The 21,445-nt window shown below is 62.5% G+C and carries 18 protein-coding genes and 1 riboswitch; of the genes, 8 read left to right on the top strand and 10 right to left on the bottom strand.

The annotated features are described in order from the left end of the window. Window positions 1-621 precede the first annotated feature (621 nt). Complete coding sequence (locus tag VJ698_RS00490; protein ID WP_324100677.1) at window positions 622-3,300, top strand: bifunctional acetate--CoA ligase family protein/GNAT family N-acetyltransferase; 2,679 nt, start codon at window positions 622-624, stop codon at window positions 3,298-3,300. Window positions 3,301-3,406: 106 nt separating this feature from the next. Here VJ698_RS00490 and VJ698_RS00485 read toward each other — a convergent pair whose 3' ends face one another. Further along, a complete protein-coding gene (locus VJ698_RS00485) occupies window positions 3,407-4,564 on the bottom strand; it encodes a GGDEF domain-containing protein (protein WP_324100676.1) in 1,158 nt (385 codons plus the stop codon). 307 nt (window positions 4,565-4,871) lie between these two features. On the opposite strand from VJ698_RS00485, the gene VJ698_RS00480 reads away from it, so the two are divergent. Next, a complete protein-coding gene (locus VJ698_RS00480) occupies window positions 4,872-5,192 on the top strand; it encodes a hypothetical protein (RefSeq protein WP_324100675.1) in 321 nt (106 codons plus the stop codon). A gap of 89 nt (window positions 5,193-5,281) precedes the next feature. Here VJ698_RS00480 and VJ698_RS00475 read toward each other — a convergent pair whose 3' ends face one another. Beyond that, the gene (locus VJ698_RS00475; protein ID WP_324100674.1) at window positions 5,282-6,424 is read right to left on the bottom strand and encodes a class I SAM-dependent methyltransferase; all 1,143 of its coding nucleotides are present in this window, start codon (window positions 6,422-6,424) and stop codon (window positions 5,282-5,284) included. 278 nt (window positions 6,425-6,702) lie between these two features. Then, on the bottom strand, window positions 6,703-8,685 hold the full coding sequence (locus tag VJ698_RS00470; protein WP_324100673.1) for a tetratricopeptide repeat protein: 1,983 nt from the start codon (window positions 8,683-8,685) through the stop codon (window positions 6,703-6,705). Between the two features lie 231 nt (window positions 8,686-8,916). Between VJ698_RS00470 and VJ698_RS00465 the strand changes: the two genes are divergently transcribed. Then, window positions 8,917-10,944 (top strand): NADPH-dependent 2,4-dienoyl-CoA reductase, encoded by a 2,028-nt coding sequence (locus tag VJ698_RS00465; protein WP_324100672.1) that lies wholly within the window; start codon window positions 8,917-8,919, stop codon window positions 10,942-10,944. Between the two features lie 8 nt (window positions 10,945-10,952). Here the strand turns inward: VJ698_RS00465 and VJ698_RS00460 are convergent, their stop codons facing one another. Then, a complete protein-coding gene (locus tag VJ698_RS00460) occupies window positions 10,953-11,483 on the bottom strand; it encodes a helix-turn-helix domain-containing protein (RefSeq protein ID WP_324100671.1) in 531 nt (176 codons plus the stop codon). A gap of 184 nt (window positions 11,484-11,667) precedes the next feature. Here VJ698_RS00460 and VJ698_RS00455 point away from each other — a divergent pair, with 184 nt between their 5' ends. Further along, window positions 11,668-12,141, top strand: a complete 474-nt coding sequence (locus tag VJ698_RS00455; RefSeq protein WP_324100670.1) for a DUF4148 domain-containing protein — start codon at window positions 11,668-11,670, stop codon at window positions 12,139-12,141. 97 nt (window positions 12,142-12,238) lie between these two features. On the opposite strand, the gene VJ698_RS00450 is transcribed toward VJ698_RS00455, so the two are convergent. Continuing rightward, window positions 12,239-12,631, bottom strand: coding sequence for a hypothetical protein (locus VJ698_RS00450; protein ID WP_324100669.1), 393 nt, complete (start codon window positions 12,629-12,631; stop codon window positions 12,239-12,241). 502 nt (window positions 12,632-13,133) lie between these two features. Between VJ698_RS00450 and VJ698_RS00445 the strand changes: the two genes are divergently transcribed. Continuing rightward, on the top strand, window positions 13,134-13,337 hold the full coding sequence (locus VJ698_RS00445; RefSeq protein WP_324100668.1) for a LiaI-LiaF-like domain-containing protein: 204 nt from the start codon (window positions 13,134-13,136) through the stop codon (window positions 13,335-13,337). Between the two features lie 28 nt (window positions 13,338-13,365). Here the strand turns inward: VJ698_RS00445 and VJ698_RS00440 are convergent, their stop codons facing one another. Further along, a complete protein-coding gene (locus tag VJ698_RS00440) occupies window positions 13,366-13,680 on the bottom strand; it encodes a hypothetical protein (RefSeq protein WP_324100667.1) in 315 nt (104 codons plus the stop codon). A gap of 55 nt (window positions 13,681-13,735) precedes the next feature. Further along, a riboswitch (cyclic di-GMP riboswitch) is annotated at window positions 13,736-13,822 on the bottom strand. Between the two features lie 196 nt (window positions 13,823-14,018). Between VJ698_RS00440 and VJ698_RS00435 the strand changes: the two genes are divergently transcribed. Both VJ698_RS00435 and VJ698_RS00430 read left to right on the top strand, forming a co-directional pair. Beyond that, on the top strand, window positions 14,019-14,219 hold the full coding sequence (locus VJ698_RS00435; protein ID WP_324100666.1) for a hypothetical protein: 201 nt from the start codon (window positions 14,019-14,021) through the stop codon (window positions 14,217-14,219). A 351-nt stretch (window positions 14,220-14,570) separates the two neighbouring features. Next, on the top strand, window positions 14,571-15,053 hold the full coding sequence (locus VJ698_RS00430) for a hypothetical protein (RefSeq protein WP_324100665.1): 483 nt from the start codon (window positions 14,571-14,573) through the stop codon (window positions 15,051-15,053). A gap of 51 nt (window positions 15,054-15,104) precedes the next feature. Here VJ698_RS00430 and VJ698_RS00425 read toward each other — a convergent pair whose 3' ends face one another. From VJ698_RS00425 to VJ698_RS00415, 3 genes are all read right to left on the bottom strand, one after another. Continuing rightward, the gene (locus tag VJ698_RS00425) at window positions 15,105-15,749 is read right to left on the bottom strand and encodes an MBL fold metallo-hydrolase (RefSeq protein WP_324100664.1); all 645 of its coding nucleotides are present in this window, start codon (window positions 15,747-15,749) and stop codon (window positions 15,105-15,107) included. 293 nt (window positions 15,750-16,042) lie between these two features. Continuing rightward, window positions 16,043-17,185 carry a hypothetical protein gene (locus tag VJ698_RS00420; RefSeq protein ID WP_324100663.1) on the bottom strand — a complete coding sequence of 381 codons (1,143 nt, stop codon included), beginning with the start codon at window positions 17,183-17,185 and terminating at the stop codon, window positions 16,043-16,045. A gap of 360 nt (window positions 17,186-17,545) precedes the next feature. Beyond that, window positions 17,546-18,940 (bottom strand): sialidase family protein, encoded by a 1,395-nt coding sequence (locus VJ698_RS00415; RefSeq protein WP_324100707.1) that lies wholly within the window; start codon window positions 18,938-18,940, stop codon window positions 17,546-17,548. Window positions 18,941-19,262: 322 nt separating this feature from the next. On the opposite strand from VJ698_RS00415, the gene VJ698_RS00410 reads away from it, so the two are divergent. Beyond that, the gene (locus tag VJ698_RS00410) at window positions 19,263-20,069 is read left to right on the top strand and encodes a thioesterase family protein (protein WP_324100662.1); all 807 of its coding nucleotides are present in this window, start codon (window positions 19,263-19,265) and stop codon (window positions 20,067-20,069) included. Here the strand turns inward: VJ698_RS00410 and VJ698_RS00405 are convergent. Continuing rightward, on the bottom strand, window positions 20,059-20,820 hold the full coding sequence (locus VJ698_RS00405) for a VIT1/CCC1 transporter family protein (RefSeq protein ID WP_324100661.1): 762 nt from the start codon (window positions 20,818-20,820) through the stop codon (window positions 20,059-20,061). The two genes, VJ698_RS00410 and VJ698_RS00405, sit on opposite strands and share 11 nt — an antisense overlap. Between the last annotated feature and the right edge of the window lie 625 nt (window positions 20,821-21,445).

The raw sequence follows: 21,445 nt of genomic DNA, 5'->3' as shown, positions 1-21,445 counted from the left end.
GCGCATAGAGGCTGTTGTCCTTCCCGCTGTGAGCTGCCGAAGAATTCGCCGGCCAGGCGGAAAAAGAAGCGAAATCTGTCTGAGCTCCGAGCGCAGCGAGGGCGAGTTATTTCGCTTCCCGCTTGGCCGGTGAATTCTTCGGGAACCCCGAAGGGGCAGCGAGGTGCGGTCGGACTCGGCGTCCCCCCTGTTTTTGCCTACTTTTTTGGCGAAGCAAAAAAGTAGGTGGCCCACCGGGGCCAGTCCCGGCCAGCATCCACGGAGAGCGCAAAGAGTTGCATTACCGGAGAGAGGAACGAAAGAAAACCTTTTTTGGGAACTGATGCGGTCGAGCCATTGCAAGTATTAGCCCGACCGCACTACCCCCACCCTAACCCTCCCCCTGCAAGGGGGAGGGAACGCAAGAACGATTTTGCGGACGCACTTGGATTCCCGCCTGCGCGGGAATGACAGTGGTATGCAGTGGCAAGTGTGTCGAAAGGATGCTGACGCTGATTGATACTGACGCGCTCGCCGAGCACCGGACCACACTGCACCGCAACGAAAGAACGATTACGATGGCAGACAAATAACGAATCCGCCACGTTGAAAAACAAACATACAGATGACGATTAGCCAAACATGGACAAGCATTACCTCACCCCTCTCTTCTCCCCACGTTCCATCGTGGTCTTCGCCGGCGACATCAACACGCCGGACAAACAGACAAGCGCCGGCCGCCTGATCACCGGGCAACTGCGCGACGGCAAGCTCGACATTCCCGTCAGCTTCCTCGACATCGGCATGACCGGCACCCTGAGCGACCTCGCTCAGTCCGGCTCCGACCTCGCCATCATCGCCCTGCCCTGCGAACAGCTGGCCGCCGCGCTGGAAGTCGCCGCACGCATCCAGAGCAGGACCGCGCTGATCCTCACCAGCGGCGTCGATGCCAAGCTCGCCGCCGAACTGCAGGGGATCGCGAAGCAGCATGGCATCCATCTGCTCGGCCCGAACTGCATGGGCTTCCAGCGTCCGCGCCTCGCCCTGAATGCGAGCGCGCTCGGTTCGCTCGCACGCAGCGGCACGCTGGCGCTGGTGTCGCAATCCGGCGCGCTGACCTCCTCCATCCTTGACTGGGCGGAGAAGAACGGTGTCGGATTTTCCGCCGTGGTCTCGCTCGGCGCCAATACCGCCGTCGATCTGGCGCAAGTGCTCGATTTCCTCGCGGACGACCGCTCGACGCAAGGCATCGTGGTTTACCTGGAAGGCATCCGCAACGCGCGGCGCTTCATGAGTGCGCTGCGCGCCGCCGCCAATGCAAAGCCGGTGATCGTGCTGAAGGCGGGACGCAAGCCGGCCGGCGAAAAGGCCGCACTGACCCATTCCGGCGCCATCGTCGGCAGCGACGATGTGTTCGACGCCGCGCTGCAGCGCGCCGGCGCGGTACGCGTGCGCACCTTCGTGCAGCTGTTCTCCGCTGCGAAAGGCCTGTCGGGACGTACCCTGCCAGTCGGCAAGCGCCTGGCCATCGTCACCAATGGCGGCGGGCCGGGCGTGCTGGCGGCCGACTGGGCCAATGAACTCGGGCTGGAACTGGCCGCACTGCCGCAGGACGCTGCTGTCGAACTCGCACCGCAGCTGTCGCCGCTGGCCTGCCTGCAGTCGCTGATCGACCTGTCGGAAGATGCCGACGCCGCGCAGTATCGCGCCGCCATCAAGGCCTGCGCTGCGAGCAGCGGCATCGACGGCATCCTGGCGATCCTCTCGCCCAAGCCGGAACTGGATACCTGCGCCGTCGCGCAGGCGCTGGTCGACCTGCACCCCTCTATGGGCAAGCCGCTCGTCACCTGCTGGATGGGCGACGAGCGCGTGGCCGACGCGCGCAAGATCCTCGCCGGCGCGTCGATCCCGACCTATCGCACTCCGGAAGCGGCGGTTGATGCGTTCAGCAACATCGCGCACTTCCACCGCAACCAGCAGCTCCTGCATCAAACCCCGCCGCCGCTGTCGGCACTGGCCGAACCGGACCTGGAAGGCGCGCGCATCCTGATCGAGAGCGTGCTGGCGGAACGACGCCACGTGCTGACCGAGATGGAGTCGAAAGCCTTGCTGTCGTCATTCCACATCCCGGTCACCAAGACGATCCTCGCGCGCTCGGCAAGCGAGGCGATCCTGGTCGCGAACCAGCTTGGCTATCCGGTCGCGCTCAAGATCGATTCACCCGACATCGCGCACAAGTCCGATGTGCAGGGCGTCGCGCTCAACATGCACAATGCGGCGTCGGTGCGCGACACCTGGCATGACATGATGGCCACCGTCAGCCGCCTGCGCCCCGATGCGCGCATCAACGGCGTGACGATCCAGAACATGTCGGGCAAACCGCTAGGGCGCGAACTGTACATCGGCGTCAGCACTGACGAGCCCTTTGGCCCCGTGATTTCCTTCGGTGCCGGCGGCACCATGATCGAGCTGATCGCCGACCGCGCCATCGAACTGCCGCCGCTCAACCAGTTCCTCGCGCAACGCCTGATCGATCGCGCCCGCTCGGCCGAGACATTGGGCGCGTGGCGCGGCACGCCGCCCGCCGACCGCGAGGCACTGGAGCAGATCCTGCTGCGCGTGTCGGAAATGGTGTGCGCGCTGCCGCAACTGCGCGAGATGGATATCAACCCGGTAATCGTCGACGAGACGGGTGCGCTGGTGGTCGATGCGCGCATCGTGGTCGACAATGCGCCCGGCGGCGCGGACAACTATAACCACCTGGCGATCCTGCCGTATCCGTCGGCGCAGGAGAAGGAATGGCCGCTGCGCGGCGGTGGGCACTACACCGTGCGCCCGATCCATCCCGACGATGCGCAGATGCTGCAGGATTTCGTGCGCCGCATGTCGCCCGAAAGCCGCTATTTCCGCTTCGTCTCGACCATGCGCGAACTGTCGCTGAAGATGCTGGCGCGCTTCACGCTGATCGACTACGACCGCGAAATGGCGCTGGTTGCCGTCCAGCGAGAACGCACGCCGAATCCCGACGGCAGCTTCACGGAAACGGAACGCATGATCGGTGTGTCGCGCTACGTCACCAATCCCGACCTGTCGACCTGCGAGTTTTCGCTGGCGGTCTCGGATGACTTCAACGGCAAGGGCGTCGGCTCGCGCTTGATGCTGTCGATCATGGATGTGGCGCGTATCAAGGGCCTGTCGCAAGTCGAAGGCCTGGTGCTGGCCAACAACGCGCCGATGCTCAAGCTGATGCGCAGCCTCGATTTCGACATCAGGAAATACGACGAGGACCCGGATTTCCGCTTGTGCGTGCGGGTGCTGTAGAGCGCACTGCGTTATCGAGGGTAGGAAAATTCTTGTCCACGGAAAACACAGAAAGCACGGAAAATTCCCTTGATTTCTTTTCGCGTTTTTCGTGGACGTCCGAAATTCAATCCGCTTCCGACACCACACGGTTGCGCCCGATCGCCTTTGCCGTGTAGAGCGCTGCATCGGCGCGGCGCAGCAGGTCGATCTGTGAGTCGGCACCGCGCAAGGTCGCGACGCCGATGCTGACGGTGTAGGGAACCGCGGTCGTGGCTCCGCGCGCCTTGCCTGCGGGAGGCTTGGTGTCGAGCGCGACACGCAGGCGCTCGGCCGCGGCGTGCGCGGCGTAGCGGTCGGTTTCCGGCAGAAGGACGCCAAATTCTTCGCCGCCGATGCGTGCGAAGACGTCGGCATTGCGCAACGCACCTTCCGCGCGCAGCACCACATCCATCAAGACCTGTTCGCCGCCGGCATGGCCGTAGTCGTCATTGATCTGCTTGAAATGGTCGATGTCGATCAGGAGCAGGGACAAGGCACGCCCGGTGCGCCTGGCGCGCGACAGCTCCTGCTCGACCGATTCGAAGAAGGCGCTGCGTGACCACGCGCCGGTCAGGAAGTCGCGGTTGGCGGCGTGCTCGGACTGGGCCAGCAACCTGCCATGCACCAGCATCACCGCGCCCAGGCCCAGCAGCGGCACGATGAACGCATCCATCGCAAGCAACGATGCTTGCCACACTTCAGACTGCGGCAAGGCTGCGTATTCCGTCTCGAACGCAGCGGCAATACGCATTACGTTGCCAAGCGCAGCCGCCAGCGCCAGCGCCACGATGAAGAGATACGGTGCACGCAGGCGGGAAGGCTTGCGCGCCCGCGCGAGTGCCAGGGCGATAGCCAACAATAGCCCTCCTTCAAACAGGCCGAAGGAGGCAGCACGCAGCGCGGCCGAATCGAAACGGTAATGGAACAATATCGTTGCAGCGATCAGCAGGGCAAGCGCGACGCCCACCGCACTCCAGCGCATCCGGTGCCCGGTAAAGCGCCGGAAGCCGGCGAACGCAGCGGCAATACCGGCGGCATGGGAAAAGGTCACCGCCTCGATGGCAAGCCATGGCGGCAGTTCTCCGGCAAGGGTCTGGAGCGCCAGCGCCGCAGCCGCCAGCACATTGGCACTGCACCACTCCCTGATTCCCGGGATTTCGCTGCGGCTCAGGGAACCGAGGACGAGCAGCATCGCAACACAGGAAAGCGCTCCGACCGACAGAATGTTCAAGCTTGCCGACATAGGGAAGGAAACTCTTGCGCCCGCCATGGCGCATGCAATGCGTATTGGTGCCCGTGAGGTGCCCGTGCTTCACTTATACCCATGTACCGCATCGCCGGTATTGATGCATGACATAGGCGTTGCCGCTGCGCATTGTCGCCACGCATTGCACTCGTGATTGCGCTCGTGATTGCCCGATGTAACGGCGATGCAAGGCTGCCTGCAACTAACAATTCCTTACAACTCGGGGTCAACTGGCGTCTCGCCGCCTTCGTTGTCATCCATGCAGCAAGACCTTTTGTCTTGGCTCATTCACGAAGGAGTAGTTATGAAGACATTGATTGCAACCCTGATCGCAGGCCTGTTTGCCACCGCCGCGTTTGCTCAGTCCAGCGCACCGGCCCCGGCTTCCAAACCCGCTGCCAGCACCGAGAAGAAAGCAGCCAAGGCGGAGGAAAAGACCGTCAAGGCTGATGCCAAGGCGGAAGAGAAAGTGACCAAGGCGAAGGCGGACGAGAAGTCCGAAGTCGTGAAAGCCGACACCAAGGCCGACAAGTCCAAGGCCAAGGCAACCTCCAAGGCAAAGAAGAAGATCGCGACGGCAAAGAAGGATGCTGCGGAAGAGAAAGCCGACGCCGCAAAGAAATAATCCTGATGGCAATGAAAAGAGGGGCGGCAATTTCATCCGCCCCTCTTTGTTTCATGCTCCTGCAAGAAAGCTCTTGCATCGACGCACCGTCATTTTCCTTGCACGCCGAGTCGCCACAATGAGGTGACTTCCGCCGCGCGCGCCGCATGCAGCGCATCGGTTTCATCCGTCACCTTCGGATGCCGTGGCCGCGCATCGAGTTTCCCCAGCACTTTCAATCCAGCCTTGTCGATGTAGCCGAGCAGTTCGTCGCGTGAACGCAGCCCGAGGTGTTCGGCAAAATCGGACAGGATCAGCCAGCCTTCGCCGCCCGGTTCCAGGTGTGCCGCCAGCCCGTCAAGGAAGCCGCGCAGCATGCGGCTGTCGGGATCAAACACGGCGAATTCGACCGGCGAGCTTGGCCGCGCCGGGACCCAGGGCGGATTGCAAATGATGAGCGGCGCACGCCCTGCGGGAAACAGGTCTGCCTGCACGATCTCCACCTGTGCAGCCAATCCCAGCCGCTCAATGTTTTCACGTGCGCAGGCCAACGCACGCGGATCCTGGTCCGTCGCGACAATGTGCCGGACGCCACGCCGTGCGAGCACCGCCGACAGCACGCCGGTTCCGGTGCCGATATCGAATGCGGACTGCGTGGACGGCAGCGGCGCTTGCGCCACCAGGTCGACATATTCGCCGCGCACCGGCGAGAACACGCCGTAATGCGGATGGATGCGCGCACCCAGCGCAGAAATCTCGACGCCCTTGCGCCGCCATTCATGCGCACCGATCAGGCCGAGCAGCTCGCGCAGCGAGGCCACATAGGCTTCACCGGCCGCGCCGTACGCCTCGCTGCAGGCCTGCTGCACATCAGGCGCGCGCCGCAGGGGAATCACGTGGCCGGGCTCGAACGGCAGCAGCAGCATGCCGAGGATGCGCGCGCGCTGCGCCTGCGCCTTGCGGTGCAGGTGGAAGGACTCGGCGGGCGTCGCCGGCACCTGCGGTTTTGCGCGGCGTTCCGTCTTGCGATCGATGCGCCGCGCCAGCGCCTGCAACAATTGGCGCGCATTCTGGAAATCGCCGCGCCAGAGCAAGGCCGTGCCTTCACAGGCGAGGCGATAAGCCGTGTCGGCCGCCATGCGGTCATCGGCAACGACGACGCGCTTTGGCGGCGGCACGCCCGCTTCGGAGCGCCAGCGCGCTGAATGCGCCTGATCGCCTTCGTTCCAGTGGATCGCCGGATGCGCGCTCATCGCGACACCTTGGGCAGAGTGATTGAGAGGGAATGCAGGAGCATGGCGGGATTGTCAGGAAGGTTGAGAGCCCGCACGTCATCATGCATGCAGGCACCGGCCACGAGTGTAACGCATCGGCGTGGTAACAGGGGATGCAATGGATGTCCACGGAAAACACTAAATGCACGGAAAAGGACTAAAAAATTTTTCATGTCTTTCGTGTCTTTCGTGTTTTCCGTAGACAAACGATTTTGAGCGGAAGACGAGCACTCGCAATCGTTATCGGTCAGGCCCAGCTAATCGACCGTAATGTGCTCCCGCCTGCCCTCGGCGAAATTGCGCCACATGCGGCGGCATGCCTGCTGGAAGCGCGATGCCAGTAGGTCGTGGTTGCACAGGACCGAAGCGGCGAGGCAGCCGCGCGCGGCTTGCCGCAGCGATTGCAGCGCGTCGGGCTCGGAAGCAAGCTGGCTTGCGATGCGCGCAAAATCATCTGCGTCGGCGGCGATGCATTGCGGCAGGTCGACGCCGCGCAGGACCAGTTCGCCGAAGCGACCGGCATGATGGCGGCCGGCAAGTGTCAGCGTCGGCACGCCCATCCATAGCGCGTGCATCGCCGTGGTGTGGCTGTTCCATGGGAAGCAATCGAAGACAAGATCGACTTCGCGGTGCAGCGCGAGGTATTCCTCCATCGGCACATGGCCGCGGAATTCCAGCCGCGATGCCGGCACGCCATGCGCGGTGAAGGCCTGCAACAGGCGCTCGCGTCCGCTCTCGGCGCCAAGTCCCTTCGCCACCAGCAGCAACTTCGCATTGGGCACTGCATGCAGCGCCTGCGCCCAGGTGGCGATGGTCTTGTCGCTGAGTTTATTGAGCCGATGGAACGAGGCGAAGGTCGGGAATCCGTTTGCGCGCATCGGCAGGTCGCCAGCGGCTGCGACACTGTCGGGCGCCGTGTAGGAAACGAAGGCATTGCCGAGGCGGCAGAGTTTCTCGGTGTAATGCGATTCCGTCATGCCGACCGGATCGAGCACGGTGTCGGTGAGGAAGTAATCCATCTGCGGCAGGCCGCTCGTCGCCGCGTAGCCAAGATAGCTGGCCTGCACCGGGGCGATGCGGTTCGCGAACAGGCGTACGCGCTCGGAGGTGTGCCCGCCCAGGTCGAACAGAATGTCGATGCCGTCCTTGCGCACCATGTCAGCCACGGCCGCATTGTCAGTGATGTTGAAGATGTCGGTCCAAGTGTCCGCATGTGTGCGGAAGCGTTCCGTGACCGCGTCGGCGGTGCGTACGTCGGAATAGAAATGCAGCGTGAATTGCGTGCGGTCGATGCGCGCGATGAGATTTTCCAGGAAGAAGGCGATCGGATGTGCGCGCAGATCGGCAGAAACGAATCCGAGTCGCAACGGCCGCTCGGGGTTCCTGTCGGGGTCGAACGGCGGCAATGCGCTTGCCTGCGTTGCCGCGCGCGCGCCCCACTCTGCATGCGCACGCAACAGTGCCGGCGGATCGCAGGGCTCGAGGAAGTTGAGCGCAAACAGGCGCGCGCTCTCGCTCGAATGTGAATCGTTCTTTTCGAACAGCGCGATGGCCTGCGCCACCTCGCCCATCTCGAAACGCGTCCGCGCCAGGTTGAACAGCGCGATGGAGTCATCGGGTCTGATTTCCAGCGCACGCTCGATGTAATGCGCTGCCTTGCGGAAGTCACCCAGCGAATAGTGGCACACGCCGATGTTCAGGTTGAGCATGTAGTTGTCCATGCCGAGCGCGAGCGCGCGTTCGTACGCGGCGAGCGCGGCAGTGAAGTCATGCTTGCCCTGGCGCGCGATGCCGAGCAGGGCGATGACGTCGGCACTTTCATGGCGATGCGAAAATGCGTCCAGCACTTCGACCGCTTCGTCGTATTGCTCGAGCGAGATCAGGCAGGAGCCGAAGTTGTGCGTGGCGCCCGGATGCAGGCGCGGCGAGGAATGCACGATCGCCTTGTGATAGCAGGCCATCGCCTCTTCGTACTGGCCGCGGGCAGAATGGGAAATGCCGAGGTTGTACCAAAGGTCGCCATGCTTCGGATTGTGCGGCACCGCTTTTTTCAGGGCCAGTTCGGAGCCTTCGAAATCGCCCAGCATGCCCTTGGCCTGGCCGAGCAGGAACCAAGCTTCGAATCCCTTTGGCGCCTTTTGCACGGCTTTTTCAAGATCGGGAAGCGCGAGCTCGGCGTTGCCCGCCTGGATGAATGCCCTGGCCCGCAGCAGGGCTTTGGCGATGCGTTCTGGGTACATTGATCGTCCTGGTATCCGGCACGTGGCCGGGATATGCTGGGATATGCTGGAATGCTAACGATCATGGCAAGCGGAAGCCATGAACTCGATCAAGAATTTCCGAACCGGGACCTAGCCACGGCGCCGATTAGTGGGCTGCCACTACAACACGCACATCGACATCTTGTAGACTGGGCCGACCTTTCTTCAGTACTTTTCCCGACAAACCGGCAATCAGGAACAACTACAACCATGACAAGCTATCCGCACCTGCTCGCGCCGCTCGACCTCGGTTTCACCACCCTGCGCAACCGCGTCATCATGGGATCGATGCACACCGGGCTGGAGGACCGCTTCTACCATTATCCGAAGCTGGCCGCGTATTTTCGCGAACGCGCGAAAGGCGGCGTTGGCCTGATCGTGACCGGAGGCATTTCGCCCAACCGCCAGGGCTGGCTGCTCCCCTTCGGTGGAACGATGAGCAATGTCGTCGACGTGATGAACCATCGCTGCGTGACTGACGCTGTGCATGAAGAAGGCGGCAAGATCGTGATGCAGATCCTGCATGCGGGCCGCTACGGTTACCAGCCCTTCGTGGTGTCGGCCTCGGCGATCAAATCGCCGATCTCGAAGTTCAGGCCGCGCGAGCTCGACGAGAAGGGCATTGCGCACACCATTCGTGACTACGCGCGCTGCGCGAAGCTGGCGAAGCGTGCCGGCTACGATGGCGTGGAGATCATGGGGAGCGAAGGTTACCTGCTCAACCAGTTCCTGTGCGCGCGCACCAACCAGCGCACGGATCGGTGGGGCGGGACGATCGACAATCGCATGCGCCTGCCGGTGGAAGTCGTGAAGGCGGTGCGCGCAGCGGCCGGCGAGGATTTCATCATCATGTATCGCCATTCGCTGCTCGACCTCGTCGAAGGCGGCAACAGCTGGGAAGAGGTGGTCATGGTGGCGAAGGCGCTGGAAGAAGCCGGCGTCAACATCATCAATACCGGCATCGGCTGGCATGAAGCGCGCGTGCCGACCATCGTCACGTCGGTGCCGCGCGCGGCGTTCCGCAGCCTGGCTGGGCGGCTGCGCAAGGAGCTCGCGATCCCGGTGGTCGCGTCCAACCGCATCAACACGCCTGAGGTGGCGGAAGACATCCTCGCCAACGGCGAGGCCGACATGGTGTCGATGGCCCGCCCCTTCCTGGCCGATCCGGAATTCGTCAACAAGGCCGCGAGCGGGCGCGCGGACGAAATCAATACCTGCATCGCCTGCAACCAGGCTTGCCTCGACCACACCTTTGCCAACAAGCGCGCCAGCTGCCTCGTCAATCCGCGGGCGGGGCATGAGACGGAGCTGGTGTACGACAAAGCCGTGCAGTCGCGGCGCATCGCGGTCGTGGGCGCGGGACCGGCGGGACTGTCAGCGGCAACCGTGGCGGCCGAGCGTGGACATGATGTGACGCTGTTCGACGCGAGCGATCGCATCGGCGGACAATTCAATTACGCCATGCGCATTCCAGGCAAGGAGGAGTTCGCCGAGACGGTGCGCTATTTCGGGAAACGTATCGAGGTCACCGGCGTCAAGCTGGTGCTGAACCACAAGGTCACGCGCGAGGAATTGCTGCGCGAGGGATACGATGAAGTGATCGTCGCTACCGGCATCGTGCCGCGCACGCCTGCCATCGCAGGCGTCGGGCATCCGAAGGTGCTGTCGTATCTTGACGTGTTGCGGGACAACGCGCCGGTCGGGCGGCGCGTCGCGGTGGTCGGCGCGGGCGGCATCGGCTTCGACGTCAGCGAGTTCCTGCTGCACGATCCGCATGTGCCGCTGCCCGAGCCGCTGGAACACTGGACGGCTGAATGGGGCGTGGACCTGGAGGGCAGCGCCAATGGCGGACTGCGCGCGCCGGTGGTAGAGAAGCCGGTGCGTGAAATCTATCTCCTGCAGCGCAAGGCCTCGCGGCTGGGCGCGACGCTGGGCAAGACGAGCGGATGGGTGCATCGCGCGACCCTGCAACGCAAGGGCGTAAAGATGATCGGCGGCGCGACGTACGATCGCATCGACGACCGGGGGCTGCACATCACGGTGAATGGCGAGGCGCGCGTGCTGGAAGTGGATAACGTGGTGATCTGCGCCGGCCAGGATTCGCTCAAGGATCTGATGGCCTCCGGGCAGGCCAAAGACGGACCGCGATTCCATCTGATCGGCGGCGCGGCCCTGGCGGCCGAGCTCGATGCGAAGCGGGCGATCCGCGAAGGCGCAGAACTGGCTGCGCGACTGTAATGCCTTGACTACGGTGCTGCCGGCGGGGAGTTTTCGTCGGCAGGGCCGCCGCAGCAGTGTGTGCCCGGCTTGCCGGCGGCATCCTCTTCCACCTCCGGCTCGAGCAGCCGGACATTGCCCAGCTTCAGCGCTTGCCCGCATTCCGAACAGGTCTGCCCCGGCTTGGTCAGCTTGCCGCATTCGGTATGCAGCAACACCATCGGCGGGCAACCTTCCCTGGGCAGCCACTCATTCCCGAAGCGCATCAGTTCCAGGACCACAGGGAACAGGCCCTTCCCGATCTCGGTGAGTTCGTACTTGTAGCGCAGCGGCCGCTCCTGGTAGGGCTTCTTCTCGACCACCTTCTCTTCGATCAGGCGGTTCAGCCGCTTGGTCAGGATGTTCGTGGCGGCGCCCGTCTGCTTCTGCAGGTCGTCGAATCGCTGCGCCCCGCGAAACAGCGAGCGCAGCACCAGCAGGATCCATTCGTCGCCGATCAGCAAGGCAGATCGGACGATCGGGCAGGTCAGCGGCGCGGCGGGTTTCGTACATTGTTCCATGTTTCCGATTCTACTCACTTGCAAAATAAAAGTCACTGGTTTATGATGAAGTCGTTGCTTGCAAATTGCAAGTCACTCGGAGCTTTCCGATGCTGCGCTGCAATGCAAGTGCGCAGGACACGGGATCGAAAGCCATCCTTCGTCCCTTTATCAACCCGTTAGCCAGTCGTGCGGAGAAATTCAAATGAACACCAAGTTATCCAGCATCGCCATTGCATTGATCGCCACCACCGCCAGCGCCTATGCGTCCGATCTCACCGGTTCGCCCAGGACACGTGCCGAAGTGCGCGCAGAACTGGAACAGGCCTATGCCCAGGGCCAGGTCGGCCAGGCCAGGGAGTGGGTCGAATTCAACCAGGCAGCATCTGGCAAATCGCGAGAGCAAGTACTCACTGAATTAACCGAAGCGCAAGCGCAGCCGAAGCCGCGCATCAACACCGGCGAATACGTGGAGCCGGCACCCGTCACCTCGACCCGCTCGCGGGCCGAAGTCCGGGCTGAAGTGGAACAGGCCTACGCCCAAGGCGAACTGAACCACAACGACGAAGTCGTGAACTTCACCAACCTCGCCTCGACGCGCACGCGTGATGCAGTGCGTGAAGAAGCAATCCGCGCCGCCCGCGCTTCTCGTCAGCGCGGCGATCATTCCGGCAGTTGATCGCGCACGAGCAGATCCTCTCCCTCTCCCATATCTGCCTCTGATATGGCTTGGCCCGCACTGAGTTGCGGGCTTTTTTTTCGCCGCGAATCCGGCGCTATCGTTCACGTGCAGCCAGGTCACCGGCGCGCGGCCCGACCCTGTCGCCGGGACGAACAGTCCCATTCAGGACGGCTTCGGCGGACTGGAGCGAAGGCAGGGAATACACCGGCATGGAATGGGCAATGGCTGGCGCGGATGCCTGGCCGGCATTGTCAAGCGCTCCAGTGGCAACGGGAGCAGAAGGCGGCGACTGCACCACGTCGCCGCGACTTCCCCATGCCGCCGCTGCGCCCATCAGGGTATTGGTAGCGGCGGCCGGAACCGGCGTGCCTTCGACCGGCCGCACATCTGCCGTTTGCCGGAAGCCATTCGAATTTCTGCAGCCGCTCAGCGCAAGAACAAGGAACAAGCCGATACAGGGCCAGGCGGCCAGACGGAATTGATTCATTTTCGTAGCCTGCGAAGCAGATTTTGATGATGGCGCCGGTTTTTTATAGCAGGCCGGCATCCTGTCAGCTTGCCGCGGCACAAAGAATCTCGTGAAAGCATTGCCCTCACGTCATTGCCTTCACGCAACGCCACTTAATCCAACAAAAATATCGCCAAATAGTTAATTAGAAATTAAATAAGCCGATTGCGATGCTCCCGGCATTGGATTTGCAGGACTTACACCCACAAAGTCGCAAGAAGCAGGTCTGCTCCTGCCGGTTCAATGGCTGGGTAATTTCTATGTAGTTTTTTGTTCGGAATGACAGACAGCACTGCCACGCCATCTCTGCTGGATCAAGGATGGCTGGGCCATCCAGCTGCTGTAGACGAATCACTTCTAATGCGCCTGGCGCCACGAAAGCGGCGCTTCCCTCCCCGCTTTTGGCATCCGGTCGCGCCACGCTGGCGGCACGGCCGGCGTCTGCTTATCCTGTCCCTGCTGACATCACAAGGAAAGCAAGATGGAAAACACTTCACGCAAATCCCCACGCCGCAAAGGCATCCTCTTCCCGATCGTGCTGGTCGTGCTGGGCACGATTTTTCTGCTGGAACGCCATGGACTGCTTGATCGGCATGTGATCTGGCAATGGCTGCCGCTGCTGCCAGTGTGCGTCGGCGCGCTGATGCTGTTGGACAGGATCGGCGGAAAGGGCGATCAGACTTGAGATTGTTGCAACGAGAGACAGGCTCGCACTAGCGGACCATGCCGTAGTAGCGGCCCGCGGGCCTGGTTGCCTGGAACCGTCTCTCGGCGATGGTCCAGAGCTTGGCGCCGCGTGCGCTGCGATCGTCGAAAGAATTCTTTCCATCGCCGGTGCGTGCCTCGTCGGCGGCCAGCGCGCTGGCGACACCTTCCTTGAAGGCGGTCCGGAAGGCTTCGGATTCAAAGCACTTGTTCGAGCTCTTGCCGACCACGATCGTCATGGTCGAGCCGTCATTGGCGAAGCCGCATTCGGCCGACGCCACCAAAGGCACAAGGAGCAGAAAGAGAGTGATCAGCTTTGACATGCGATTCCCACGAAAATGCAAGGCATGCCAATGCCGGAAGCTTGACTTCGCTTCAGAAGGCGGCCCCGCTGCCGTGAGAGATGTCTCTTTTAGGCCGGAAGCTTTGCGTCCCGGCCTTTCGACCGGTTTGCCCTGCAGTTGATGAAATGAGTATAGCACCTTGTTTCTTTATGTAAACTTTTTTAGCCAACATTGACTTTTCGTCAACCGCTCGGTGCCACCCGGTCTTGTCGAACTCGCCCCGGCATCGTGCCTCTAAGCGAATCTCCCGATGTGTCTGCACGTGGGAGACGATGCACTCCCGCATCGATCATGAAGCCATTTTCGAGGAGCCTGCCATGAGCCTGACATCGCCAAACAGGAACCGTACCCACTCGACCGGACTTGAAGAGAAGCGGCGCAAGGAATCCGGGGATCAACATATCCTGCCGGAAGACGAACCGCGCCAGGATCCGCATCGGCCGCATCGGGTGAGCCGGGAAGACATGCAGAAAATGCGTGCGCCGGACCAGGACGAGGACGATACCGCGCAGCCATAAGTAGCGCATAAGCAGCGCAAAGGCACCGGTGTCATCCCGGGAATGACACCGCTGTCGTTCCCGGCACTGCCCTGCTCGACATCGACCCGCTCGATCATTGCGCTCTCGCAGGCGCAATGTTTTCGATGACGGGATTTCTTCCCGCCGCATTCCTGTCCAATCCACGCAGGCGGGAGAGGTTTCCCCTGCATGTTCTTGCCGCACCGGCACACGCTGCCGCACCGTGGCGCCCATCGCCCGGCCTTCGATGCCGCGCCGCACCTGCAATCCAGAAACACGCAATGCCCGACACGCTCGATCCAGGGAGCCCAAGCGACATGAGAGCGCATGATTCTTCATTGTGGAGACATTATGGGATGGCGAAAACAAGACTGTGCGCGGTTTCCTTTCCACCAACATGCCCTTGCCGGCATCTTCCTCGCCCTGGTCGCGGCGTCGGTCACGATGCAGGCCGGCGCAACAACGCGTTCGCTGACGGAAGAAGAATTGCGGCATGCTTCCGCCAGGGGCTGGCCGGATAACCTGTTCCGGACATCGATCGTCACGGGCAATGGCAACGTCGTGGAGATGTTCGGCGATGCCGGCAGGCTGCTGAGCGCACTGCCCTCGCCCTTCGATGCGGACATCGATTTCCGCGACGTCATTTTCAATCCCGCCAATCCAAATGTCGTCATGGACCGCAACGGCACCGCGCTGATCCGTGTGCCTGACTCGATCGGTGAGATCGGCATTCGCAATATTCGTGTTCGTGGCGCGAACGGCACCAGCTTCGGTGACGTAGTGATCCGCAACATCGATCTGCGCGGCACGGTCATCCGGGTCAGCAGGCATTGACGGTGTGAGTGCGGTTGCGGCCACCGCGTCCGCCTACCTCGCGGGAAGTGCTTAGCCGAAGCGCATGTCGGCGACGAAGGGATTGCTCTTTCGTTCGTCGCCGAAGGTGGAGGCAGGGCCGTGGCCGGGCACGAAGGTGACGTCGTCGCCGAGCGGCCAGAGCTTTTCGCGGATGGAATGGATCAATGTGTCGTAATCACCGCGCGGGAAATCGGTGCGGCCGATCGATCCCTGGAACAGCACGTCGCCCACCAGCGCCAGCCGCTCGCCGCGATGGAAGAACACCACGTGTCCGGGCGTATGACCGGGGCAATGAATCACTTCGAGCGTCTGTTCGCCGAAGGTGACGGTATCGCCATCGGCGAGCCAGCGATCCGGCTCGAACGGATCGGCCGGCGGGAATCCCATGCGCCGCGTCGCCTCGCCAAGCTGGTCGAGCCAGAACTTGTCCTCGATGTGCGGACCTTCGATCGGCACGCCGAATTCCTTGCGCACCACATCGGCGGCAGCGCAGTGGTCAAGGTGGGCGTGCGTCAGGAAGACTTTCTCCAGCGTGACGCCAAGCTCTTCCAGCGCGGCACGCAAGCGCGGCACATCACCGCCCGGATCGACCAGCGCAGCGCGCCGGGTCTGCTCACAGACCAGGATGCTGCAGTTCTGTTGATACGGTGTGACGGGAACGATGGCGCATTGCATGATGTATCTGAAGTAAGCAGGAAAGGTGCTGAGTATGCCATGACACCGGGAGTGCTTGCTGCTGTCGGAGAGCCCGTTGCGTCTCCGGACGGGCGCCTCTGTTTTTGTCCACGGAAAACACGGAAGGCACGGAAAATTCTCAATAGCTTTTTTTCCGTGTTTTTCGTGTTTTCCGTGGACAAAAATAACTACGGGCAATTTGCAGAATACCGCCCCGATTCCTGTCCACGGATAACCCGGAAGAATTCTTAAGATTTTCTTTCCGTACTTTCCGTGTCTTCCGTGGACAACCCTCAGTCAGCGAAATTGTTTTCGGTGTGGAAGCCGAACAGCATCTGCACCGGATTGTGTTCGTCGTAGGGCATGTTGGCGTTGCCTTCCACTTCCGTGAGCTGGTTGCAGAAGCGGGTGATGTGCTTCTTCGTGCCTTCGAAGATGTCGTGGTACTCCGCCCAGCCCCAGATGTAGAAAAACTTCTTGCCCTGCTGGACCGCTTCCAGGTCTTCGCTGCTGAGCGTGCCGGGTACGGCTTCGACCATGCTCTTCGGACCGGCGATGGTGGGGATCAGGTCTTCGCGCGCGTGCGGGAAATCGAAATCCTGCGGCAGCGGCGCGTCCAGCAGCCGGTAGGTGGTATTGATCGAGAGTCCCTTGGTCGGCGTGTTGCCGCTGTTGGCCCAGACCGGATGGATGGTCCAGAGATGCTTGCCGGTCTGCGGGTCCTGGTGCAGGTAGGTCTTGATCTCGCGGATGAACATGAAGGCGCGCTGGCCCGAGATCAGCGCATCCTCCGCCACCCGCGCGCTCTTCTCCGCGACGGTGGCGCTTTCCTTTGCCGCACCCACGGCTTCGCGCATGCGGCGTGCCTGTTCCCAGCCGAGCAGGACCAGCAGGCCGGCGAATATCGCCAGCAGCACGTCGGTGATCTTCACGTCGAAGAAGAAGCTGTCGAGCCGGCTTGCCTGCGGTGCGGGTACGGGCGTGGCTGCACCGGCGGTGACGGCGGCCAGGGCTGCGGCAGGCACGGGGCTTGCGGTTTCCGCCTTGGCCGGCGTGGCCGGTTCCGCGGGAGGCGTCGCTGCAGCCTGGGCTTGTGCAGTTTCTGTTTTGGCAGGAGGCGCGCTTTCCGCAGCGGCCGGCGCCTTTTCCTCCGCGGCTGGCGGCGCGGCATCGGTCTTCACTGGCGCGGCGTCTGTTTTCGCGGGTGCGCTGTCGGTGCTGGCTTCGGCGACGACGACCGGCGCTTCCTCGGCGTGGCGGCTGCGCTTCTTCGCATGCCGCCTGGAGGATTTGTCGTGGCTGGTTGTTGCCGCGTCCTTCGCATCGCTCGCGGCAACGGTCTTGGGCGCTTCCGCAGCGGGCGCGTCTTCCGCGTAAACATGCTGGCCGATGCCAAAGGCGAGCAGCAGCGCAGCAGAGAAATGTCTGACTTTCATGGTCCGTCCTCCCGGGTGATTGAGCCGAATGCAGATTGGCCGGCTCTCGTAGGTGCCGGCCATGTTTTGGAATGGACGTTAGTCAGGAAAAACTTGCCGGAGTTCAATGTTCCGGCGAAGAAATGCGGCGGGTTGGCAGGCCGTTAAAAGACGTAGCGAACGGGCCGAGATTGCGGCCGGGGAGCGCACGCGTACGAGTGGTGCGCAGCGCACCGCAGGAGAAGGGTGGGATGGGGCGCCCGGCAAGGGATAGAGTGGTTGAGCATTTGACTACGATGATTCAACCACTCTACCCCCACCCTGGCCCTCCCCCTGCAAGGGCGAGGGAACCATATGACGCAGCTTTTTGACGCAGTAGCGTCAGGGCGAGACGGTTGTTGCAAATACATCCGTGCGGTTGGCGGTGTTGCCCGAGTTGGTCTGTGTGAAGAACGGCAGGAAGCTGTTCGCGATGGTATCCAGGCCGTTGTAATCGCCGAGGAAGAAGCCGCGCGCGACCGGCGCTGTCTTCATGTCGAACGAGCCGGACAGGTGCACCTCGTTGCCGAAGCTTGCGCCGCCGTTGCTGGAGCTGGTGAACCAGTAGTCGGTCGGCAAGGTCGCGGTGTTACTGGCGGCGAGATTGCGGAAGTCGTAGTAGGAGATGCCGACCACGCCAGCCGCGTTGACACGGATCGACGGATTGAAGGCAGGCCGCCCGCTCGACGGGTTGACGCGGATCGGCGCGCTCCAGGTGTTGCCGCCGTCGGTCGATGTCGACATCGCAACTTCGTCATAGTTGCCGCCGTTGAAGCGCGAATCCTGCCACGCCACGTAGAGCTGGCCGGTGGCGCGGTCGATCGCCGGCTCCGGAATGATGTCGCCGGTGCGTACCGGCCCTCCGGTTTCCGGATCGGTCACGCCGACGCTGCGCAGGTCGGCGATGATCTTCGGCTTGGTCCAGGTTGCGCCGTCATCGGTGGACTTGATGAACGCGACCTTGTAGGCGGTCACGTTGAAGGGCGGCGAGATGAGATTGAAGAAGTTGTATAGCGCGCCGCTCTGCGCATCGACCACGATCTGGTTGCCGATCGTCTGCTGCCGCGACGGCGTGTTGACGATCACCTTCGGCGCGCTCCAGGTCTGGCCGCCGTCGAGTGTCTTCGAAAAGAAGGTCGGGCCGCGGAATGCGGCGGCATGCAGGTCGGCATACGGGTTGCTGTTGGGCGATTCCAGCCTGTCCCATACCGCATAGGCCACGCCCGCCTGCGTCGGATGGGCGGTAACGGATTCCTTGTCGTTGAAGAATTGCGTCGAGGGCTCGTTGTTGGTGATGATGGCGGTGGTGTTCTGCCAGGTCAGGCCGCCGTCCTTCGACACGGCCGCGCCAACCGCATTGCTGTTGTTCGTATTGTTGAACGAAATGGAGACGGCATAGGCGGTGCCGTCCGGCCCGATCGACACCCAGGGATCGGAGGCACGTTCATAGCCGAGGCCGCCCGCGCAGGCGCTGAAGGGCATCGCGGTCCTGATCCATGTGACGCCGCCATCAAAGGATGCCGCCGAAACGAGGCCGCGCGCACCGCCGTTGTCCCAGCGGTCCTGCTGCCAGGCACCGATGACGTTGGACAGGTTGGCCGGATTGACCGCCACCCAGGGCTCAATTTCGCTGTTCGTATAGACCGTGCCCGCGCCGCCCTGCGTGCAGCCGGCGAAAGGGCTGGGGCCGGACACCAGCACCGGCGCCGCCAGAACGCTGCCGGTCGCGAGCAGCATGGACAAGGTGATGCCACTGAAAAGGGTCAACGGAATGCGCTGCTGCATGTGGTTCTCCTCGCTTCAAGTTGAACGTCAATACCGATGCGGCGAGATCCGTCGCCGCATCGGACCATGGATCCATCAGCACTGCGTTCAGCAAGACTACGTTGATTGAATTGCACGACTTTGATTTTTGCCAATCGGGCCAGTGCGATGCCGTGCCGACACAAGAACGCCCTGTCGCGTGGATGCGGGGGGCGAGCGGACATGCAGCGTTTTGTATATCATTGAAATCGAACGAGTGTTCTTTTTTAATGCGCTTTCCCGCATGCCTTTAATCATGACTGCACAGACACATCCCTTCGACGACGCCATCGCGCTCACGCGCGGCGATGGCGACCTGTTCTCCGGACACACTTCCGAGCATTACTGGAACGCGATCTCGCCTTTCGGCGGCACGACGGTCGCCACGCTGCTGCAGGCGATCCTCACGCATCCCAAGCGGCTGGGCGATCCGCTGGCGATGACGGTCAATTTCGCCGGCCCGATCAGGAAAGGCGCGTTCAGCGCAAAGGTGCACGCGGTGCGCACCGGCCGCTCGACGCAGCATTGGATGTTGGAGATCCGGCAGGGCGACGATGCCGAACCGGTGATCACAGGCACCGCGGTGTTCGCGGTGCGCCGCGAGACCTGGTCGGACACCGAATCGAAGCTGCCCGATGTCGCCGGGCCGGAAGGCCTTGCCTCCTACGTGCCGCCGACTGCGGTGCCCTTTCTGCAGCGCTATGACCTGCGCTACGTGGACTGCGATCCGCTGGCCGGCGGCGAAAGCAGCGTGACGCAATGCTGGATCAACGATGTGCCGCGGCGCACGCTCGACTTCCCCGCCATCGCCGCCTACTGCGACGTCTTCGTGCCGCGCGTGTTCGTGCGCAAGGGCGCGCCGCGGCCGATTGCGACCGTGACGCTCAGCATCAACTTCCACGTTGATGCTGACACGCTGGCGCGACATGAGGGTGCGGAGGCGTTCGGGAAAGCAAAGGCCAATGCCTTCAATGGCGGATTCTATGACCAGGAAGCACAGCTCTGGTCACGCGACGGCACGCTGCTGGCGACCACGCACCAGCTGGTGTGGTTCAGGGACTAGCAACCCCGATCAGCGTGCGCAGCAGGTAGCCGGTCAGCCAGGACAGGGCCGCTGCCGTTCCGCCGGTCAGCAGCGTGCTCAGCCCCGATCGCAGCAGAGGCCGCGTAAAGACCAGGCTCTTGAGCATGCCGATCAGGAAGAACACCACGGCCGCCATCACTGTGCTGAGGATGAAGCGCTGTTGCACAGGGAGCGCATTGAAGAACAGCGGCAGCAGCGGCACGGCGCCGGCCGAGAGGAAGGCGAAAAAGGTCGTGAGCGCGGCCTTCCACGGGCTGCCGCCGTCCTTCTGCAAACCGTGCTCTTCCACGAGCATGGTATCGACCCACAAGCGCTCATCGCTGCAGATCGTGTCGACGATCTGCTCCAGCTGCGCGCCCTCGAAACCCTTGGCGCGGAAAATCTGCCGAATCTCCTCGCGCTCGCCTTCCGGGATGCGGGCGATGTGCTCCTGCTCCATGCGCCGCACGTCGTCGACGAATTCACGCTGCGCCCGGATCGATTCGTAATTGCTGACAGCCATGCTGAAGCCATCGGACACCAAGTTGGCGAAACCCAGTATCAGCGCGACGGCAACCGGGAACTCCGCGCCGATCGCACCGGAGACCACGGCGAAGGTGGTGACGCAACCGTCGATCGCGCCGAGCACCGCGTCCGACACATTCTCCGACGCTGCGCTACGACGCAGGCGCGCTTCGATGGCGTCCGGCCGATGTTCCCGGTGGAGATCCTCAAGGCTGGTCTTTTTCACTTGGAATGATCGAGAGAATGGACATGCTCGCTCCTCATCTTGCCACGCGCCGGCAGCGCCCACAACAGTGCTGCCATGCCGGCTTGCGCTGCGTATAATCATCCGGTCGGCAAAGCCCGGGCTGCTTCCGCAATACTTATCCTGGGTTAAGGAAATACGGCGCGTGCTTCATTAGCATGCGCTTGAAAGCTCTTGTCAACACGGTAGGAGGTGCGCAGTGCAGCATTACTACGTCAACAAGGAAGCAAGGCCCGATGGGCGCCATGAGGTGCATGTTCCGCGATGCATTCACCTTCCGGATGCCGGCAGCAGGATCTACCTGGGTGCGTTCACCAGCAGTGGGGAGGCGATGCGGCACGCGCGTTCGCATTTTGACGATGCGGGCGGGTGTCGATGGTGTTGCGAGGAAGCGCGGGTGGAGTGAGGGTCTTCGGTCTGCTGTTGTTGGTTAACGCTTTCTCTTCGGTGATTCAATACGGTTGTGTCTCCGTGGATGCTTGCCGGGGGCGGCCCGGCAGCCGCTCACTTTTCTTGTCTCGCCAAGAAAAGTAAGCAAAAGAAGGCGACCGCAAAGTCTCCGCCCCTTCGGGGTGCCCGCAGCAATGCAGGCGAAAGCGGGAAGCGA

The sequence above is a fragment of the Noviherbaspirillum sp. genome, assembly GCF_035254685.1.
In the GTDB taxonomy this organism is placed as follows: domain Bacteria; phylum Pseudomonadota; class Gammaproteobacteria; order Burkholderiales; family Burkholderiaceae_D; genus Noviherbaspirillum.
This window is presented reverse-complemented; position numbering and strand designations above follow the sequence as displayed.

Excerpts from the sequence above, each read along its gene's own strand:
- VJ698_RS00490 (WP_324100677.1), top strand. The coding sequence starts at position 622 with ATGGACAAGCATTACCTCACCCCTCTCTTCTCCCCACGTTCCATCGTG.
- VJ698_RS00485 (WP_324100676.1), bottom strand. The coding sequence starts at position 4,564 with ATGTCGGCAAGCTTGAACATTCTGTCGGTCGGAGCGCTTTCCTGTGTT.
- VJ698_RS00480 (WP_324100675.1), top strand. The coding sequence starts at position 4,872 with ATGAAGACATTGATTGCAACCCTGATCGCAGGCCTGTTTGCCACCGCC.
- VJ698_RS00475 (WP_324100674.1), bottom strand. The coding sequence starts at position 6,424 with ATGAGCGCGCATCCGGCGATCCACTGGAACGAAGGCGATCAGGCGCAT.
- VJ698_RS00470 (WP_324100673.1), bottom strand. The coding sequence starts at position 8,685 with ATGTACCCAGAACGCATCGCCAAAGCCCTGCTGCGGGCCAGGGCATTC.
- VJ698_RS00465 (WP_324100672.1), top strand. The coding sequence starts at position 8,917 with ATGACAAGCTATCCGCACCTGCTCGCGCCGCTCGACCTCGGTTTCACC.
- VJ698_RS00460 (WP_324100671.1), bottom strand. The coding sequence starts at position 11,483 with ATGGAACAATGTACGAAACCCGCCGCGCCGCTGACCTGCCCGATCGTC.
- VJ698_RS00455 (WP_324100670.1), top strand. The coding sequence starts at position 11,668 with ATGAACACCAAGTTATCCAGCATCGCCATTGCATTGATCGCCACCACC.
- VJ698_RS00450 (WP_324100669.1), bottom strand. The coding sequence starts at position 12,631 with ATGAATCAATTCCGTCTGGCCGCCTGGCCCTGTATCGGCTTGTTCCTT.
- VJ698_RS00445 (WP_324100668.1), top strand. The coding sequence starts at position 13,134 with ATGGAAAACACTTCACGCAAATCCCCACGCCGCAAAGGCATCCTCTTC.
- VJ698_RS00440 (WP_324100667.1), bottom strand. The coding sequence starts at position 13,680 with ATGTCAAAGCTGATCACTCTCTTTCTGCTCCTTGTGCCTTTGGTGGCG.
- VJ698_RS00435 (WP_324100666.1), top strand. The coding sequence starts at position 14,019 with ATGAGCCTGACATCGCCAAACAGGAACCGTACCCACTCGACCGGACTT.
- VJ698_RS00430 (WP_324100665.1), top strand. The coding sequence starts at position 14,571 with ATGGGATGGCGAAAACAAGACTGTGCGCGGTTTCCTTTCCACCAACAT.
- VJ698_RS00425 (WP_324100664.1), bottom strand. The coding sequence starts at position 15,749 with ATGCAATGCGCCATCGTTCCCGTCACACCGTATCAACAGAACTGCAGC.
- VJ698_RS00420 (WP_324100663.1), bottom strand. The coding sequence starts at position 17,185 with ATGAAAGTCAGACATTTCTCTGCTGCGCTGCTGCTCGCCTTTGGCATC.
- VJ698_RS00415 (WP_324100707.1), bottom strand. The coding sequence starts at position 18,940 with ATGCTGCTCGCGACCGGCAGCGTTCTGGCGGCGCCGGTGCTGGTGTCC.
- VJ698_RS00410 (WP_324100662.1), top strand. The coding sequence starts at position 19,263 with ATGACTGCACAGACACATCCCTTCGACGACGCCATCGCGCTCACGCGC.